Genomic DNA, 15,445 nt, shown 5'->3' on the forward strand with positions numbered 1-15,445 from the left:
TTGAAGAGAGAGGCGTGCGCCAGGCTGATGACTCGACCGGGGAGCGGGAGCGATCAGAACGGGATGTCGTCGTCGTTGCCGCCGCCGCCGTAACCGCCGCCGCCGAAATCGTCGGGCGGAGGACCGGGATCCTGCGCAGCCGGCGCGGGGCGACCGCCGCCGCCGCCGCCGCCGCCGCGGTTGTAGCCGCCACCCGCCGGGCGTCCGCCGCCGCCGCCACCACCGTAACCGCCGCCGCCGCCGCCGCCGCCGCTGTAGCCACCGCCGCCGCCGCCGCTGTAGCCACCGCCGGGATCAGCGCCGAACGCGCCTGCGTCATCGCCGACAGCGCCGCGACCGCGGCCCCCGCCCGTCAGCAGGACGTTGTTCGCGATCACCTCGGTCTTGTAGCGCTTGTTGCCATCCCGGTCGTCGTAGCTCGACGTGCGGAGCGAGCCCTCGATGAAGATCGAGGAACCCTTGCTGAGGATCTTGCCCAAGGCCTCGGCGCGCTTGCCCCAGATCACGACATTGTGCCAGTCCGTCCGTTCTTTCCGGACCTTGTCGCGGTCCAGGTACGACTCGGTCGTCGCGAGCCGCAGGTTCAAGACGGCCTGACCCCCCTGGGTGAACCGGAGCTCTGGGTCGGCGCCCAGGTTGCCGAGCAGCATCACGCGATTCAAGCCTTCGGCCATCGTCACTCCTTCCCTAGGAGGGGCTCAGCGCACGCTGCGCTGAACGAACGTCGCCTGCTTCACTCCCCCATGGGGGCCGACGCGTCAAGGGTCGTGGCGCGCCGAAAAGCACGCGGCGCACCCGCGCGGCGGGACCGGCGTGGGCCTCGGCACGGGCGGCGCGGCGTCGCTCGATCGCCGCCCGATCGCCGCCCGATCGCCGCCCGATCGCCGCCCGATCGCCGCCCGATCGCCGCCCGATCGCCGCCCGATCGCCGCCCGATCGCCGCCCGATCGCCGCCCGATCGCCGCCCGATCGCCGCCCGATCGCCGCCCGATCGCCGCCCGATCGCCGTCCAATTCCGCCCGGTTTCGCGCAATGCCGCGGGATTCCGCTCACCCGGCCGCTCCTGCTCCGGCTTGCGCGAGGAGGTCGGCCAGGAAGAGCCGGGCGATCGTGAAGTAGAGGAGGATCCCCAGGACGTCCACGAGGCTCGCGATGAATGGCGTGGAGCTGGTCGCCGGATCGAGGCCGAGGCGCCGGAGCAGGAGGGGGAGCATGGCGCCGACGGTGCAGCCCATGAGGACGATCGCCATCAGCGTCGCGCCGATCGTCAGGACGAAGCCGGTGCCGTCGCCCCAGAGCCAGACGCGGAACATGCCGATGGTGGAGAGGATAAGGCCGAGCACGACCGCCTGCCCGAGCTCGCGGGCGAGGACGCTCGCCCAGTCGCCGACGCGCACATCGCCGACGGCGAGGCCGCGGATGATGAGCGACGACGACTGCGAGCCGGAGTTGCCGCCCGTGGAGATGAGCAGGGGCACGTAGTAGGCGAGCGTCGCGACGGCCTCGAGCTCGTGCTCGAAACGCCGGAGCACCTCGCCGGTCATGAACTCGCCGACGAACAGCACGGCGAGCCACGGGGCTCGCTTCTGGATGAACGTCCAGAAGCTCGTCTTGAAGTAGCTGTCCTCGATGGGGCCGACCGCGCCGAGCCGCTGCATGTCCTCGGACTGCTCCTCCGTGAGGACGTCCATCACGTCGTCGACGGTGATGACGCCGAGCAGCTTGCGGTCCGCGGAGAGCACGGGCAGCGCGTTGAAATCGTACTTGGCCATGGTCCGCGCGACCTCTTCCTGGTCGGTCTCGGGGCTGACGGCGAAGACGTTCTCGGTCATCACGTCCGCGAGCTTCTCGGACGGCGAGGCGAGCAGCAGATCGCGCAGCGACACGACGCCGATGAGGTGCCCGCGATCGGAGACGATGTACACGTAGTAGATGGTCTCGGCGTCCTCGCCGACGGCGCGGATGCGCTCGATCACGTCGGCGACCGTGAGGTGGATGCCGACCGACACGTAGTCGGTGGTCATGAGGCCGCCGGCGCTGTCCTCGGGCCACTTGGCGAGCTCCTCGACCTCGGCCGCCGCCTCGGGGTCGACCTTCTCCAGCGTGGAGAGCAGCGTGCCGCTGACCTGGTCGGGGAGGGCCTCGATGAGGTCCGTGCGGTCGTCGGCCGCCATCTCGGAGACGATCGGCGCGATGCTCTCGACGCCCATCTGCTCGACGAGCGCCTCCTGGGTCTCGCCGTCGAGGCGCTCGAAGATGGGCGCGGCCTCCTCGGCCCTGAGCGCCATCAGGACCTTCGCCGCTTCGGCGTCGTCCAGCAGGCCGATGAGGTCGGCGAGGTCCTCGTCGTGGATCTCGTCCAGCAGGTCGGAGAGCTGCGCCGGATCCTCGGCGAGCAGCTGCCGTACCTCCGGGACCATGGCGAGGGCGACGCGCAACATGCCCGGGCACTGACCACAACTCGGCCCGGCTGGGAAGCGGCAAACCCCACCGGCGCCGGGCCCGCGACCCACCCTGCTCCCCGCATCGACCGAGGTTGGGTTGCGGCGCCGCGGCCGACCGAGGTTGGGCCTCCCACGACCGCCGGTCGCGGCCGACCGAGGTTGGGCCTCCCATGACCGCCGGTCGCGCGCGATGGAGGCCGGGCTCCCGCGAACCGTGAAGGTGTGGTTTGCAATACAGTGATAAGTGAACTTTCTCGATTGGCCGACCCAGGTTGAGGACCAGGTCGAAGGAGCCAGGTCGACCCAGGTTGAGGGACGGGTCGCCTACTGCGTTGGCTGTCGCGCAATCAGGTTGACGTCGCGGCGGCGCGCGGGGCATGGAGGGCACGGGTCTGCGGCGGCGGCATCTCGTTTGCTACGGCACGCCTTCGCGGGGTCGAGCGGGGCCGGCCGGGTCGAATTGACAGCCTTCCGGTCGGGTCCCTAGCATCGGGCTCCCGTCGAGCCGTGGATCGCCTGCGGAAGTCGGTCATGGGCCCGTGGACGGCGGGCCTTTTCGGTGGCTTGACCGCCGCGCAACTGGATCGGTGGTCGAAAGGAAAGTCGAATATGACGCGGATAGAGCGTGAGAGCAGGCGCCCGTGGAGGGGCGCGGTGAGGTTCGCCATGGCGGGCCTGCTGATCGCGGGCACAGGCAGCGCCTTCGGATGTCTGAGCCGCCCCATCGCCGAGAACAAGCCCCGGTCGACGTCGACGATCGTCGAGCGGCTGACGCAGAGCTCGGTGGACAAGATCGACCTCCTCCTGGCGATCGACAACTCGGGCTCGATGGCCGACAAGCAGGCCATCCTCGCCACCGCGATCCCCGACCTCGTCCAGGGTCTCGTCAACCCGCGCTGCATCCACAAGGACGGCACGATGGCGACCACGGTCGCCTCGCCCAACACGCCCTGTCCGCAGGACTACAAGCGTGAGTTCGAGCCGGTCAAGGACATCCACATCGGCATCATCAGCTCGAGCCTCGGCGGCCACGGGTCGGGCGCCTGCCTGGAGACGACGAGCCCCTCGAACGTGGACATGGCGCACCTCCTCGCGCGCAGGAGCGAGACCTCCACGACAAACGACATCCCGACCTACCGCGATCTCGGCTTCCTGGCCTGGGACCCGGATCAGAAGCTCGACGGCGAGCCGGGGAGGCCGGATCCGAACGACGGCGAGGCGGACATCAGCACCGATTCGAACGCCGACCTCAACGACACGTCGCTGGTCAAGCAGCTCACCGATATGGTCAAGGGCACGGGGCAGACCGGGTGCGGCTTCGAGGCGCAGCTCGAGAGCGTGTACCGCTTCCTCGTCGACCCGGAGCCCTACGATACGATCGGCATCGACGCGCAACAAAACATCGTCGTCACCGGCGAGGATGCCGACGTCAAGAGGCAGCGCGCCGACTTCATGCGGCCGAGCTCCCTCCTCGCGATCATCATGCTCACGGACGAGAACGACTGCTCGATCCGCGAGGAGGGCAAGAACTACCTCGTGGCAGAGACCGGGCCGGGCTTCCGCCTGTGGCGGCCGCGCGTCGAGTGCGCCACCGATCCGAACGACAAGTGCTGCAGGTCGTGCAGCCAGCGACAGGATGACTGCCCCACCGACCCGGCGTGCACGGGCGCGGACGGCAATGCCGCCAGGCTGACCGCCGCGGAGGACCCGGTGAACTCTCGCTGCTGGGATCAGAAGCGCCGGTTCGGCTTCGACTTCCTCTATCCGATCGACCGCTACCGGCGCGCCTTCACCGAGGCGCAGATCCCGAACCGCAAGGGCGAGCTGGTCCCGAACCCGATCTTCAGCGATCCGAACCCGGACGACCTCGACTCCAACGTCCGCGATCCCGGGCTCGTCTTCTTCGCCGGTATCGTCGGCGTGCCGTGGCAGGACATCGCGCGTCAGAACGCGGAAGGTCAGCCCGACCTGCTGAACGGCCTCAACCAGGACGGCGAGCCGGTCGGCGGGTTCAAGAACTCCGACGAGCTCAGCGCTCCGGTGGCCGGCGCCGGCAGCACCTGGGAGCTCATCCTCGGCGATCCCGCGAAGTACCAGCCGCCGAAGGATCCCTTCATGGTCGAGTCGATGAAGCCTCGCACGGGCACGAACCCGATCACCAACGACACGATCGTCGGGCCGCAGGAGGCGGGCTGGAACGGCATCAACGGCCGCGAGTACACGATCCCGGAGGGGAGCACGGGGGACCTCCAGTACGCTTGCATCTTCGATCTCCCCCAAGACGCGGTGAAGACCTGCGACGGGGCGGCTCAGAGCTGCGACTGCAGAGCGGTGGGGGGGCAGCCGACCGACAACCCGCTGTGCCAGCCCGGGGCGGGGAACGACCAGGAGGATCCGGAGCCCAGGTCGACGACGCAGATCAAGGCGAAGGCCTACCCGGGCCTCCGCGAGCTGCAGCTCATCCGGGAGCTCGGCCCCCAGGGCATCGTCGGCTCGGTGTGCCCGCGCCAGCTCACCAACGACGACGCGGCCGACTACGGCTACCGGCCGGCGATCGGCGCCATCATCGACCGCCTGAAGACGGTGCTCGGCGGCCAGTGCCTGCCGCGCACCTTGACGCCGGACGCGAAACAGCAGGTCTCCTGCCTGATCCTCGAGGCGCGCAACTCGCAGGGCCAGTGCAACTGCGCGGATGCGCGGACGCCGGGGCGCCTCGAGGTGACGGGCGAGCATAAGCCCGCGAAGGACGAGGTGCTCTCCCTCGACATCGCGAAGGCGTCCGGCTGGGACTGCGTGTGCGAGATCCAGCAGCTCGAGGGCATGAACGAGGGCGAGCCTGCCTACGAGTGCAGGACCAATGTCGGCGACAACGTTGAGTCCGGTGGCTTGCCGGTGCACGGGTGGTGCTACGTCGATCCGTCGATCCGGCTCGGCGATGCCTCCATCGTGGCCGACTGCCCGTCGACCGAGCAGCGCAAGATCCGGTTCACGGGCAAGGGCGAAGCCCAGCAAGGGGCCACGCTGTTCATCACCTGCTCCGGCGAGTAGTCGGCCGTCAGCTAGTGTCAGCTAGCGTCAGCTAGCGTCTGATTGAGCCCGGCGCGCGGGGTGCGATCGTGAGGTCGCGCCCCGCGGCGCTTTTGTGGCCCTGAGGAGGCGCCAGCGAGCCGGCCGGAGGAGCGCTCGGGGGGACCTGCCCGGTTTTGTGCTAAGACCGGACTCCTTCGTGGTGGCACGCAAGAAGATTCTCATCATCGAGGACGAGCCCCACATCGTGCTGGGGCTGACGGACGCCCTCGAGTTCGAGGGCTTCTCGGTGGCGTCGGCCTCGAAGGGGAAGGACGGCGTGCTGCTCGCGCGGCAGGAGAAGCCGGACGCCATCCTCCTCGACCTCATGCTCCCCGACACCAACGGCTTCAAGGTCTGCGAGGATCTGCGGCGCTGGGACGCGTTCGTGCCGATCATCATGCTGACGGCCCGCGGTCAGGAGATCGACAAGATCCGCGGCCTCGACGCGGGCGCCGACGACTACGTGACCAAGCCGTTCAGCGTGGGCGAGCTCATCGCCCGCCTGCGCGCCCTCTTTCGACGCGCCGCCCGGCCGGCCGAGGCGCCCGTCGAGGTGTTCTCCATCGGCAACGTGCAGATCAACATGACCGCCCACACGGTCTCGCGGGGCTCGCGCTCGGATCAGCTGTCGTTCTACGAGGTCGAGCTCCTTCGCCTGCTGCACGAGCGCGTGGGCCAGCCGGTCTCGCGCGAGGAGATCCTCCAGAAGATCTGGGGGATCGAGGCCGGGCCGTCGAACCGCACGGTCGACAACTTCATCGTCAAGCTGCGCAAGAAGATCGAGCGCTCGCCCGACAAGCCGGAGCACATCCTCACGGTCTACGGCTTCGGCTACAAGCTCGCTCCCTGACGGAGCGGCAGGACGTTGCGGAGGTCGCAAGGCACCGTCATCGCGGCGTCGGTGATGCGCTTCGGATCGAGCTCGGAGGGGCGCGCGCCCTCGCGGATCTGCCGCGCCTCGAGGCGCAGCCGGACGAGGCCCGGGCTGCCCGTCTCGCCCGCGTACCCGACGACGTCGCCCGCGTCGAGGCGCGCGCCCGCCACGACGCCGGGGCCAGGGCGATCGAGGTGGCCATGGAGCAGGAGGTACCTGCGCACGCGATCCACGTCGCGCGCCTCGCGCACGTCGTGCGCCGTGGCCACCGTGATCCCGGACAGCGCGCCGACGAAGACGACCTCGGCCTTCCCCTCCTGGCCCTCGAGCCTGAGCGCCGCCACCCGCTCGCCGCGCGTCGCGGCGATGTCGATCCCGCCGATCCACGACGGCGGCTCGGGCCGCGCCGCGCCGATCGCGGCGACGGAGCCCGCTGCAGGCAGCGCGCCCGCCCCGGCTGGAGCCTCCTCGACAAGGAGGAACCCCGGCGGCGCGTCCGGCGCGCCGATCGGGAACGTGTACGCGGCGGCGCTCGCCGGACGTTCCGGGCGGCGGGGGATGTGCTCGTGGGCCTGGCTGCGCGTGCCCGCTCTTGCGGGGCGCGCGCCGGCAGGGTCGGAAAGCGCCGCGGCGCCGCCTTCGGGGAGCGGCGCGCCCGGAGCAGGCAGCGGGACGCAGGCGGCGCCCTCCGGCACGGTGCGCGGGCCGCAGAGCGCCGCCGCGCCCGCGGCGCCGCGCGCCGCGGCCGCCGGAGGGACGACCGCGGGCGGCGGCGGCTCGGGCTCGTCGATGCCGCCGAGCGCGAGGACCAGCGCCGACGCCGCGGCGCCGCGCACCAGCGGGGAAGGGGAGACCGCTGCCCTCGCCGGGCGGGCTTGCAATGAGCCGGACACACGCATGCCACGAACGGTCTACCGCATCGCGCGCGGCGGGCGAGCTCGATGCTGCGGCGGCGCGCTCGTCCCGCCCGGCTTGCGCGCGGCGCGGGCGGCGCGGGCGGCGCCGGGCACGCGCGGCCGCGCCCGCCGTGGACGGGAATTCGCGAGGAACAGGCCCTTGTTGCCTGCCGGCTTGCGGAGGCGACGCGCTGTTGATAGCTCCTCTTCGTGCAAAATCGTCAAGCCATCGAGACGACCCTGAACAAGCTGTTCGACGCGGAGCGCGCGGCTCGCCGGCTCCACGACGACCTGACGGCCATGCCCGGCGATGGGCTGCTGGATGTCCTCACGGACGCGATCGCGGCCGCGACGCGCGAGAACGACGAGGACGAGGCGGCGCTCCGGCTGGTGCGCATCGCGTCGCTGCTCGGCGAGCACGAGGGGCCGCGCGCGCTCGACGCGCTCATCGATGTGCTCGCGTCGGAGCACCCCGAGGCGCGGCAGGCCGCGGGCGAGGAGATCGAAACGCTGGCCTACGATCGGTTCAAGGAGGTCGCGCAGGCGATCGAGCGCGCGCTGAAGCGGTTGCCGGTGGGCTCGTCGGCGCTCCCGGAGCTGCCGTACCTCATCGCCGAGGTGCCGGAGCCGGGCGTGCCGAAGCTGCTCAGCCAGTTCCTGAGCCACAAGGATCCGGACGCGGTCGCGGCGGCGATCGAGACGCTCGTCGAGATCGGTGACCCGGCGCATGCGCCGCTCATCCAGCCGCTGCTCGACGACAAGCGCACGGTCGAGCTCGCGGACGACGGCGGCGACGACGCGACGTCGGAGGTCACGATCGGCGAGCTCGCCGAAGAGGCGCTCAGCCTCCTCGCGCCCTACGACGATGAGGAGGACGGGGTCGCCTGATGATCGGCCCGCCGCTGAGCGCGGCGGACGCCGTGTTGTTCGAGCACGCGGTCGTCCCGCGCTACCTCTCGTTCTTCGCCTCGCTGGCGGTGGAGATGCTGCTGCCCTCCGAGGCGGCGCGCATCGTCCACCTCGGCTGCAGGAGCGGCTTCCCCGACGCGATCGTGGCCGACAAGCTGCCCGGCGCGACCCTCGTGGGCGTCGACGGCTCCGCCGCCGCGCTCGAGCTCGCGCGCGACAAGGCCGCGCTGTTCTCCGGGATGAACGCGAGCTACGTGCTCGCCGACGCCCTGCCGACGCCGCTGCCGGACGCGAGCTTCTCCCACGCGTTCACGCTGCACCCGGTCTGCCGCCCGAGCGAGCGGGCGCAGCTCCTCGCCGAGCTGCGCCGGGTCCTGGTCCCCGGCGGCCAGGCGCTCATCGCGCTGCCGCTCCGCGGTTCGTTCCCGGAGATCGCGGACATCGCGCGGGAGTGCGCGCTCAAGCAAGACCTCTCGGAGCTCGGCGCCGCGGTGGACGCCGCCGCCGTCAGCCGCCCCACGATCGAGACGATCGCCGAGGAGATCGAGGGCGCGGGGCTCGACGAGGTCGAGGTCGACGTCCAGCTCATCGCCGTGTCGTTCGAGAGCGGGCGTGAGTTCCTCGAGGATCCCATCTCGAGGTTGATGGTGATCCCCGAGGCGACGGCGATGCTCGACGTCGAGCCGCAGATCATCGACTCGATGCTCAAGTACCTGCACCACGCGGTCTCGAAGTACTGGTCCGAAGGGGTCTTCGAGCTGACCGTGAACGTCGGGTGCGCGAGCGCTCGGCGCCCCCTCGTCTGATCACGATCGACGATCGGGCCAGGGCGCTGATCGCGCGGAGCGCGGGCAGCGCTAGCGCTCGCGCCCGCCGCCGCGGAGGCCGAGCTCGTCGAGCCCGGCGAGCGCCGCGAGCGAGACCGGGTGGTACGGCGGCCGCGGGGTGATCGGCTTCCGGGCGTCGCCCCCGCGCTCTTCGATGAGCCGCGCGCAGAGCGCGAGGCACCACTTGCCCTGGCACCAGCCGGTGCCGAAGCCCGTGTAGCGCTTGACGGACTCGATGTCCTTGTAGCCGCGATCCATCGCGGCCTCGAGCTCGTGCAGCGTGACGTCCTCGCAGCGGCAGACGAGCGTCTTCATCGACCTAATCGCCCTCGTACTCGCAGCGGGCGTCGCAGGTCTCGAAGATGGTGACCCGGTTCAAGGACGGCAGCGACGGCGCGAGGCGGGTCCAGATCCACCGTGCGAGCACCTCGCTCGTCGGGTTCTCCAGCCCGGGGACATCGTTCAGGTAGTGGTGATCGAGCAGGTCGTGGAGGGGAGCCCAGGCCTCGTAGAGGTGGCTGTAATCGATGAACCACCCCGTCTCCTCGTTCACCGGGCCGCGGATCGCGACCTCGACCTTGAAGCTGTGACCGTGGAGGCGCGCGCACTTGTGCCCCTGCGGCACCTTGGGAAGGCGGTGGGCGGCCTCGAAGCGGAACTCGTGTACGAGACGGACGTTCATCGGAGCAGCGGTCATGGGGCGGCCGCCGTGGGGCGTCAACGCCCCGTGGCCTCGACGGGGGCGGCGTGAGGTACGGGGTTCCCTCGAGGGGCTCGAGCGACTATACCGCCGGCCATGCCGCAGAAGCCCGCAGTGAGAGCCAAGAAGAAGCGTCGCGATACGAAGCGCCTGGCGAACTGGCGCGCCAAGAAGGAGCTGCAGAGCGCCCAGGGAACGCCGGCCGAGCCGGCCGCCGCCGCGCAGTCCGGCAGCTGAGCCTCGAGCACCGGCCCCGGCCGGTGCTCAGCTCGCCGGCTCGTCGTCGTCGTCGTCGTCCGGCTCCGACGACGCGGGGCCCCTGCGTCGCGCCGCGCGAACGGTCGCGACCTCGGCCCGGGACGGGTTGATCACCAGGAAGCCGTGGTCCGCGTCGAGGAGCGCGACGTCTCCCGGCGATGCCCAGCGGAACGCCCCCGCCACATCCACGATCGACGGCACGCCGAGCAGCTGGAGGAGCACGAGCGAGCGCGGCCCGGACCGGTCGCTGAGCGCGACGCCCACCGGGTGGGCCCGGGCGGAGATCAAGAGGTCGAAGACCGTCAGCTGGTCTCCCACGAGGACCGCCTTCGACGGGAGCTCGGCCCGGGCATCCGGGGTCGCCAGCATCAGGATCGCATCGCACAGATCCTCGATGTCACGGGCGCGATCCTGCAAGAACGGGTCACCGACGATCCCGTTGGCGGCCCGCGCCACCTCGCGAGCGACCGTCCCGAGCGCCTGCGCGACGTTGCGCCCGCCGGCCGCGAGCTCGAAGGCGCGCGCGCGCAGGCGGCCGTCGCCGATCATCAGGAGGTAGGTCGAGAGGAACGCCGCCTCCTGCGCGAGCCCTCGCTTCGCCGCGCGCGCGTTGAGGTCGAGGAGCGCCTTCTCCGCGATGTCGAACGCGAGCCGCAGGAGCTTCGGATCGCCGCTGCCCTGCCGCGCGCCGAGCGATGAGGTCGCCGGCCGCCGCAGGGCCGCGATGGCGCCGAGCGCGCGCCCGGCGACGACGGGCAACCCCGGCAGCGTGACCTTGCGCGTGCCGCCGCCCGTGCGCCGCCGCCGCTCGCGCAGCTCGTCGAGCACCTGCGCGTGGCGAGCGCCGGCCGCGATCGGCGCGGTCAGCGCCATGACGAGCTCGACGTCCCGCGCCGTGAAGGCGCGATCGCCCGCCCGCTGCACGACCAAGGCGCCGAGCGGGCGACCGCTGCCGAGGATGGGCGCCGCGAGGAAGACCGGGAAGCGCTCTTCACGGAGCTCGGGGAACGCTCGATAGCGCTCGTGCTCGGTCGCCTGGACGACCGAGATCGGCCGCAGGCACTCGACCGCCATGCCCGTGATGCCTTGCCCGACCGAGAGCCGCACCGTGCCGCGCGCCTCGCGCGGAAAGCCGACGTTGCCGCGCAGCACGAGCTCGTCGCCGTCGCCCTCGAGGAGGTACAGCGAGGCCACGTCGGCGCCGAGGATCGCGGCGATCCGCTGTGGCGCCTCGTCGAGGAGGAGCGACAGCGGCATCGGCTTCGCCACGAAGGCCAGGTACTCGATCACGAGATCCAGGCGCTCGTCGCGGCGCACCTGGATCCTCGCGGAGGCGACCGACGGCGGCGCGCCCTCGTCGTCGGTATCCGCGACGCGGGCCGAGCTGCCGGCCGGATCGCTCGAGAGGGGCGCGCCCCCCTCGTCGGGGCGGAGCTCGTCCAGCGCGCGGTCCACGAGGATGTCCCGTGAGCCCTCCACGCCGGACGGCGTCGCCGACGGGCTCGCGATCGCTTCGAGCTCCGTGGGCGGATGGGTCGCCTTCGGATCGGTGCGCGACGACATGCCATGATCGCTATCACACACCGTCGCTCGAGCGCACCTTGCTCCCACCACGCCCCGATCGTGTCGCGGTCTGGACGGCGCGGCCGCGCGACGTGCGCGCTCGCCGGGAGCCGCCCGCGCGGGCAGCAGGACGTCAGGGCGTCCGCAGATCGACGGGGCCGTCGAGGGGCGGGCGCTGCATCCACCCGAGCGCGGAGAGCCGGGCGCGCGGGGCTGCCGCGGCCGCCGCGCGCGCGAGCATCCCGCCTCCGCCCGCGCCGATCGCGGTGATCGCGCCGCGGATCGGCGAGAGCAGCGCCGGAGCGGCCTCGGCGCTGCTCGCCGCCACGTGGACGACGCGCGCCGCCGGCGGCAGCAGCAGCGATCGCGGCGCCGGATCCAGGCCGACCCCGTGTCCTCGACCTTCCCAGAACGAGCCCACGGCCTCGAGCGTGGCCCGGTACATGGTCACCTCCGCGCGGGCGGGGCCGTCGAGCGGCCCGCGCGGGACGCGCGCGCCCGCCTCCTCGAGCGCCCCGTGCAGGGCGCGCGCGAGCACCTCCGCGCGCTCGGCCGGGCCTTCCACCAGCGCGAAGCGCGGCGACAGGCAGCCGCGCTGATCGAACGGCACGACGTCCGCGGCGATATCCCGCGCCGCCTCGACGAGGTTCGCGTCCGGGCCGACGACGGCGAGCCCCAGGCCGGCGCCGTGCCCGCGCACGAGCACGCCCGGGCCGGCCTGGGCCCGCAGCGTCGCCACGGTCTGGTCCGAGCCGTACACGTGCAGCTCGGCGTGCGGCAGATCCCAGGGAACCCCCTCGCCGGCCGCCGCCCCGGCGCCTCCGAGCGCGACGTCCGCGACCAGCGCGATGGCCCCGCCGGCGCGGCGGAAGCCTTCGTCGGCCTGCAGCGCGCGCACGAGGAGCTCCGCGATCACGGGATCGCGGCGGGACGGGCGCACGAGGACCTCCGGCGCTGTGGCCGTCGCGACGGCGATGGCCCGCAGCGGCGCCGTGCAGACGTTGGCCGCCAGGACCACGTGGCAGCGGCGCGCGCGCCCCGAGGCCGCGACGAGCGCGTCGAGCTCGCCGTCGCTCGGCGCGACCTCGAGGTGGCGGCCGAGCGCGAGCTCCACGCCCTCGGGCGAGAGGCCGCTCGTGGAAGGCAACCGCTGGCGCGCCTCCTCGCCCAGCGGATCGCGCGCGTCGGCGATCCGCGCCGCCGCGGCGACCGCGCGCTCGACCCGGAGGCGCCGCGCCGCGCCGTCGTCCATCCTCACGGCCCGCCGCCGAGCATCTGGTCCATCGCGATCGAGCAGCCGCGCGGCGGCGCCCCGGTCGCGCGGCCCAGGAGCTCGACGCCCTCCGCGGTGACGCGCACGCGGTCGGCGGTCTGGATGGCGACCGCCGAGTCGACGTTCGCGAGATCGACGATCCGCGCGAGCCCGATCGCCCCCGCGGGGAGCGGCGCGAGCGTCTCGGGGTCCACCGCGGTGACGCGCGTCCAGGGAGGCGCGAGGTACAGCCCCGGCGCCGCGCCCGGTGCGCCGGCGAGCGCCGCCGCGAGCGTGCCCTCGTAGAGCTGGCTGGAGAGCTCGGTCATGCCGTACTCGCTCACGACGTGCGAGAGGGGCACCCCCAGCGCCCGCGCGATCGACGCCCGCAGCTCGTCCGCGGGCACCTCGCGCGAGCGGCCCTTGTAGCCGCCGGTCTGCATGACCCGGCTCCCTTCGGGCAGCCGCGCCGCGCCCTCGGGCAGCCGCGCCTCGATCAGGTGCTCGATCAGATGCACGAAGGCGAACGACGTGCCGAGCACGAGCGCCGGCTCTCCCGAGGCGCGCGCCTCGGCGCACGCGCGGGCGAACCCCGCGGCGTCGAGCTCGCCGCCGCGAACGTGCCAGCTCGCCGGCCCCGAGAGGCGCGCGGCGAAGCGGTCGATCATGAACCCGAGCGACGAGTCCGGCGCCTCGTGGAGCGGCGGCGCGAGGACGATCGCCCGGAGCCGCGCGCCGTCGGGCCACAGCAGGCGCTCCCCCCACGCGAGCGCGGCCAGCTCGTACGTGGCGGTCGTGCGGAACGGGTGCTCGCCGCGGGACGCCGCGCCGAGGGAGGTTCCGCTCGTGCGGAAGACGCGCTCGTCCGCCTCCGGCGGGTGGGCCGCGACGCGCGCGAACCGGAACACGTCGCACGGCACAGCGGGGATCTGCGCCGCGTGATCCATCGCGGCGACGTCCGCGCCGCGCGCCTCGAAGAGGCGGGCCACCGGCGCGCAACGCGCGGCCTGGTGCCGGGCGAGGGCGACCGCGAGCGCATCGAAGGTCTCCGGGAGCGCCCCGCGCTCGCCCTGGTCCTGCGGAGGAGAGGCCGCCGCGGCTCGGCCGGCGCCTGTCGAGCCCGCCCTGTCCACGCCGAGCGACGCCTCGATGAACGCCCGCGCGCGGCGGTGCAGCGCCTCGCTCTGGTCTATCGGTCCCACGGGCACCGGGATAGCACGCGCGTCCTGCTCCGCTCGCGCGCTAGGCCGTCAACACGCGCGCAGCACGCGCTCGAGCGCGCCGGCCGCGGCCGAGAGCAGCGCCTCGGGGATGGTGAGCGCCGGCGTCAGCGTCAGCGTCTCGCCGCGCACCCCGCCCGTGAGGACCAGGTACCCTTCGGCCAGCATCCCGCGCATGGCCCGGAGCCCCAGCTCGGCGCTCTCGAGCTCGACGCCGACCATGAGCCCCGCGCCCCGCACGTCGACGACGCCTGCCCTGCGCGCGAGCGCCTCTCGCAGCATCGCCTGGAAGCGAGCGCCCACGTCGCGCGAGCGCGTGGCCAGCCGGCCTTCGTCGAGGGCGGCGAGCGTCGCGAGCGCGGCGCTCGCCGCGAGGGGCGATCCGGAGTGCGTCGACGTGTGGACCACCTCGCCCTCGCGCGCCCACGCCCGCATGATCGGCTCGGGCGCCACGCACGCGGAGATGGGCAGCCCGCCGCCGAGCCCCTTGCCGAAGCAGAGGATGTCGACCGGCGCCCCGAGCTCTCCTGTGCGCGTCATCGCCCCCGATCGACCGAGGCCGGTCCAGATCTCGTCCGCGATCACGAGCGCCCCGTGCCGGTGCGCCGCTTCGCAGACCGCGCGCAGGAACGCGTCGGGCGGGACGACGCAGCCGCCCCGCCCGAGGATCGGCTCGAGGAGGACCGCGCCGACGTCGCCCCCGCGCAGCGCGAGCTCGACGGCGTCGACCGAGCGCGCGGCGCCCGCCTCGTCGCGCGGGTAGGGCGCGAACGTCACGCGCCGGTTGAGCTGCTCCGCGAAGGGCGCCCGGTAGCTCTCGCGCAGCCCGCACGCCGCGAGCGGCGCGTACCCGAGCCCGTGGTACGCGCCCTCGAACGCGACGAGCCCCGGCCGTCCGGTCGAGAGCGCCGCCGTCTTGACGGCCGCGGTGATCGCGTCGCTGCCGCTCTGGCCCAGCAGCGCCATGGGCGAGGGCCCGGGGTGCAGCGCCGCGAGGCGCTCCAGCAGGGCGATCTTCACGTCGGCCGAGTACACGTCGCCGAGCGCGAGGGTCAGCCGCGCCAGCTGCTCCTCCGCCGCGCGCCGCACCGGCGCCGCCGCGTGGCCGAGCAGCAGCGCGCCGAAGCCGGCGCACAGGTCGACGTAACGGTTCCCGTCGACGTCGCAGACGTTCGCGCCGCGCCCGTGCGACAGCACGATCGGCAGCATGTCGGCGCCGCTCTTCTGCGCCCGCGCCTCGCGCCGCCGGCCGAACGCCGGGCACTCGACGCGCTCGAGGCGCTCGAGGGCGCTCCGCGACAGGGGACCAGGCGGCGGCGACAGGATCGCGGGCAGCTCAGCGCCGCTGCCCGCGTCCGGCGCCGACGGCAGCGGCAGATCGCTGTTCGGCATCGTCTTCCTCCGCCGGAGCCTAGCGCGCCCGCGGGCGGCTG

Annotated in this window: 14 protein-coding genes; 5 read left to right on the top strand and 9 right to left on the bottom strand. The window is 73.0% G+C overall.

The features are described 5' to 3' along the window. Positions 1-53: 53 nt before the first annotated feature. Both WMF27_RS43645 and mgtE read right to left on the bottom strand, forming a co-directional pair. A complete protein-coding gene (locus WMF27_RS43645; RefSeq protein WP_437762956.1) occupies positions 54-674 on the bottom strand; it encodes a single-stranded DNA-binding protein in 621 nt (206 codons plus the stop codon). A gap of 375 nt (positions 675-1,049) precedes the next feature. Next, on the bottom strand, positions 1,050-2,441 hold the full coding sequence (gene mgtE, locus WMF27_RS43650; RefSeq protein WP_437762955.1) for a magnesium transporter: 1,392 nt from the start codon (positions 2,439-2,441) through the stop codon (positions 1,050-1,052). Between the two features lie 669 nt (positions 2,442-3,110). On the opposite strand from mgtE, the gene WMF27_RS43655 reads away from it, so the two are divergent. Together WMF27_RS43655 and WMF27_RS43660 are read left to right on the top strand one after the other, a co-directional pair. Beyond that, positions 3,111-5,492, top strand: coding sequence for a hypothetical protein (locus WMF27_RS43655; RefSeq protein ID WP_437762954.1), 2,382 nt, complete (start codon positions 3,111-3,113; stop codon positions 5,490-5,492). Between the two features lie 181 nt (positions 5,493-5,673). After that, the gene (locus WMF27_RS43660; protein WP_437713728.1) at positions 5,674-6,363 is read left to right on the top strand and encodes a response regulator transcription factor; all 690 of its coding nucleotides are present in this window, start codon (positions 5,674-5,676) and stop codon (positions 6,361-6,363) included. On the opposite strand, the gene WMF27_RS43665 is transcribed toward WMF27_RS43660, so the two are convergent. Further along, positions 6,345-7,286 (bottom strand): M23 family metallopeptidase, encoded by a 942-nt coding sequence (locus WMF27_RS43665; protein ID WP_437762953.1) that lies wholly within the window; start codon positions 7,284-7,286, stop codon positions 6,345-6,347. The genes WMF27_RS43660 and WMF27_RS43665 overlap by 19 nt on opposite strands. Positions 7,287-7,493: 207 nt before the next feature. On the opposite strand from WMF27_RS43665, the gene WMF27_RS43670 reads away from it, so the two are divergent. Together WMF27_RS43670 and WMF27_RS43675 are read left to right on the top strand one after the other, a co-directional pair. Further along, positions 7,494-8,171 (top strand): HEAT repeat domain-containing protein, encoded by a 678-nt coding sequence (locus WMF27_RS43670; RefSeq protein ID WP_437762952.1) that lies wholly within the window; start codon positions 7,494-7,496, stop codon positions 8,169-8,171. Further along, on the top strand, positions 8,171-8,998 hold the full coding sequence (locus tag WMF27_RS43675) for a class I SAM-dependent methyltransferase (RefSeq protein WP_437762951.1): 828 nt from the start codon (positions 8,171-8,173) through the stop codon (positions 8,996-8,998). Before WMF27_RS43670 ends, WMF27_RS43675 begins: the two co-directional genes overlap by 1 nt. A 51-nt stretch (positions 8,999-9,049) precedes the next feature. Here WMF27_RS43675 and WMF27_RS43680 read toward each other — a convergent pair whose 3' ends face one another. Next, positions 9,050-9,334, bottom strand: a complete 285-nt coding sequence (locus WMF27_RS43680; RefSeq protein WP_272096324.1) for a (2Fe-2S)-binding protein — start codon at positions 9,332-9,334, stop codon at positions 9,050-9,052. Positions 9,335-9,338: 4 nt separating this feature from the next. Continuing rightward, positions 9,339-9,701 (bottom strand): 6-carboxytetrahydropterin synthase QueD, encoded by a 363-nt coding sequence (gene queD / locus WMF27_RS43685; protein WP_437762950.1) that lies wholly within the window; start codon positions 9,699-9,701, stop codon positions 9,339-9,341. 114 nt (positions 9,702-9,815) lie between these two features. Between queD and WMF27_RS43690 the strand changes: the two genes are divergently transcribed. After that, complete coding sequence (locus tag WMF27_RS43690; protein ID WP_437762949.1) at positions 9,816-9,956, top strand: hypothetical protein; 141 nt, start codon at positions 9,816-9,818, stop codon at positions 9,954-9,956. 27 nt (positions 9,957-9,983) lie between these two features. Here WMF27_RS43690 and WMF27_RS43695 read toward each other — a convergent pair whose 3' ends face one another. The 4 genes from WMF27_RS43695 to WMF27_RS43710 all read right to left on the bottom strand — a co-directional run bounded on the left by WMF27_RS43695 (position 9,984) and on the right by WMF27_RS43710 (position 15,404). Beyond that, positions 9,984-11,540: a GAF domain-containing protein gene (locus tag WMF27_RS43695; RefSeq protein ID WP_437762948.1), complete on the bottom strand. Its 1,557-nt coding sequence runs from the start codon at positions 11,538-11,540 to the stop codon at positions 9,984-9,986. A 133-nt stretch (positions 11,541-11,673) separates the two neighbouring features. Continuing rightward, positions 11,674-12,792, bottom strand: coding sequence for an acyl-CoA reductase (locus WMF27_RS43700; RefSeq protein ID WP_437769934.1), 1,119 nt, complete (start codon positions 12,790-12,792; stop codon positions 11,674-11,676). 2 nt (positions 12,793-12,794) lie between these two features. Next, complete coding sequence (locus WMF27_RS43705; protein WP_437762947.1) at positions 12,795-13,994, bottom strand: acyl-protein synthetase; 1,200 nt, start codon at positions 13,992-13,994, stop codon at positions 12,795-12,797. 48 nt (positions 13,995-14,042) lie between these two features. Next, entirely contained in the window at positions 14,043-15,404 is a 1,362-nt protein-coding gene (locus WMF27_RS43710) for an aspartate aminotransferase family protein (RefSeq protein WP_437762946.1), read from the bottom strand. Positions 15,405-15,445 lie beyond the last annotated feature (41 nt).

The sequence above is a fragment of the Sorangium sp. So ce281 genome (assembly GCF_051527395.1).
GTDB lineage: Bacteria > Myxococcota_A > Polyangia > Polyangiales > Polyangiaceae > Sorangium > Sorangium cellulosum_B.

What these genes read in the sequence shown, in the direction of transcription:
- WMF27_RS43645 (WP_437762956.1), bottom strand. Translation starts at nt 674, where the DNA reads ATGGCCGAAGGCTTGAATCGCGTGATGCTGCTCGGCAACCTGGGCGCC.
- mgtE (WP_437762955.1), bottom strand. Translation starts at nt 2,441, where the DNA reads ATGTTGCGCGTCGCCCTCGCCATGGTCCCGGAGGTACGGCAGCTGCTC.
- WMF27_RS43655 (WP_437762954.1), top strand. Translation starts at nt 3,111, where the DNA reads ATGGCGGGCCTGCTGATCGCGGGCACAGGCAGCGCCTTCGGATGTCTG.
- WMF27_RS43665 (WP_437762953.1), bottom strand. Translation starts at nt 7,286, where the DNA reads ATGCGTGTGTCCGGCTCATTGCAAGCCCGCCCGGCGAGGGCAGCGGTC.
- WMF27_RS43675 (WP_437762951.1), top strand. Translation starts at nt 8,171, where the DNA reads ATGATCGGCCCGCCGCTGAGCGCGGCGGACGCCGTGTTGTTCGAGCAC.
- WMF27_RS43680 (WP_272096324.1), bottom strand. Translation starts at nt 9,334, where the DNA reads ATGAAGACGCTCGTCTGCCGCTGCGAGGACGTCACGCTGCACGAGCTC.
- queD (WP_437762950.1), bottom strand. Translation starts at nt 9,701, where the DNA reads ATGAACGTCCGTCTCGTACACGAGTTCCGCTTCGAGGCCGCCCACCGC.
- WMF27_RS43690 (WP_437762949.1), top strand. Translation starts at nt 9,816, where the DNA reads ATGCCGCAGAAGCCCGCAGTGAGAGCCAAGAAGAAGCGTCGCGATACG.
- WMF27_RS43695 (WP_437762948.1), bottom strand. Translation starts at nt 11,540, where the DNA reads ATGTCGTCGCGCACCGATCCGAAGGCGACCCATCCGCCCACGGAGCTC.
- WMF27_RS43700 (WP_437769934.1), bottom strand. Translation starts at nt 12,792, where the DNA reads ATGGACGACGGCGCGGCGCGGCGCCTCCGGGTCGAGCGCGCGGTCGCC.
- WMF27_RS43710 (WP_437762946.1), bottom strand. Translation starts at nt 15,404, where the DNA reads ATGCCGAACAGCGATCTGCCGCTGCCGTCGGCGCCGGACGCGGGCAGC.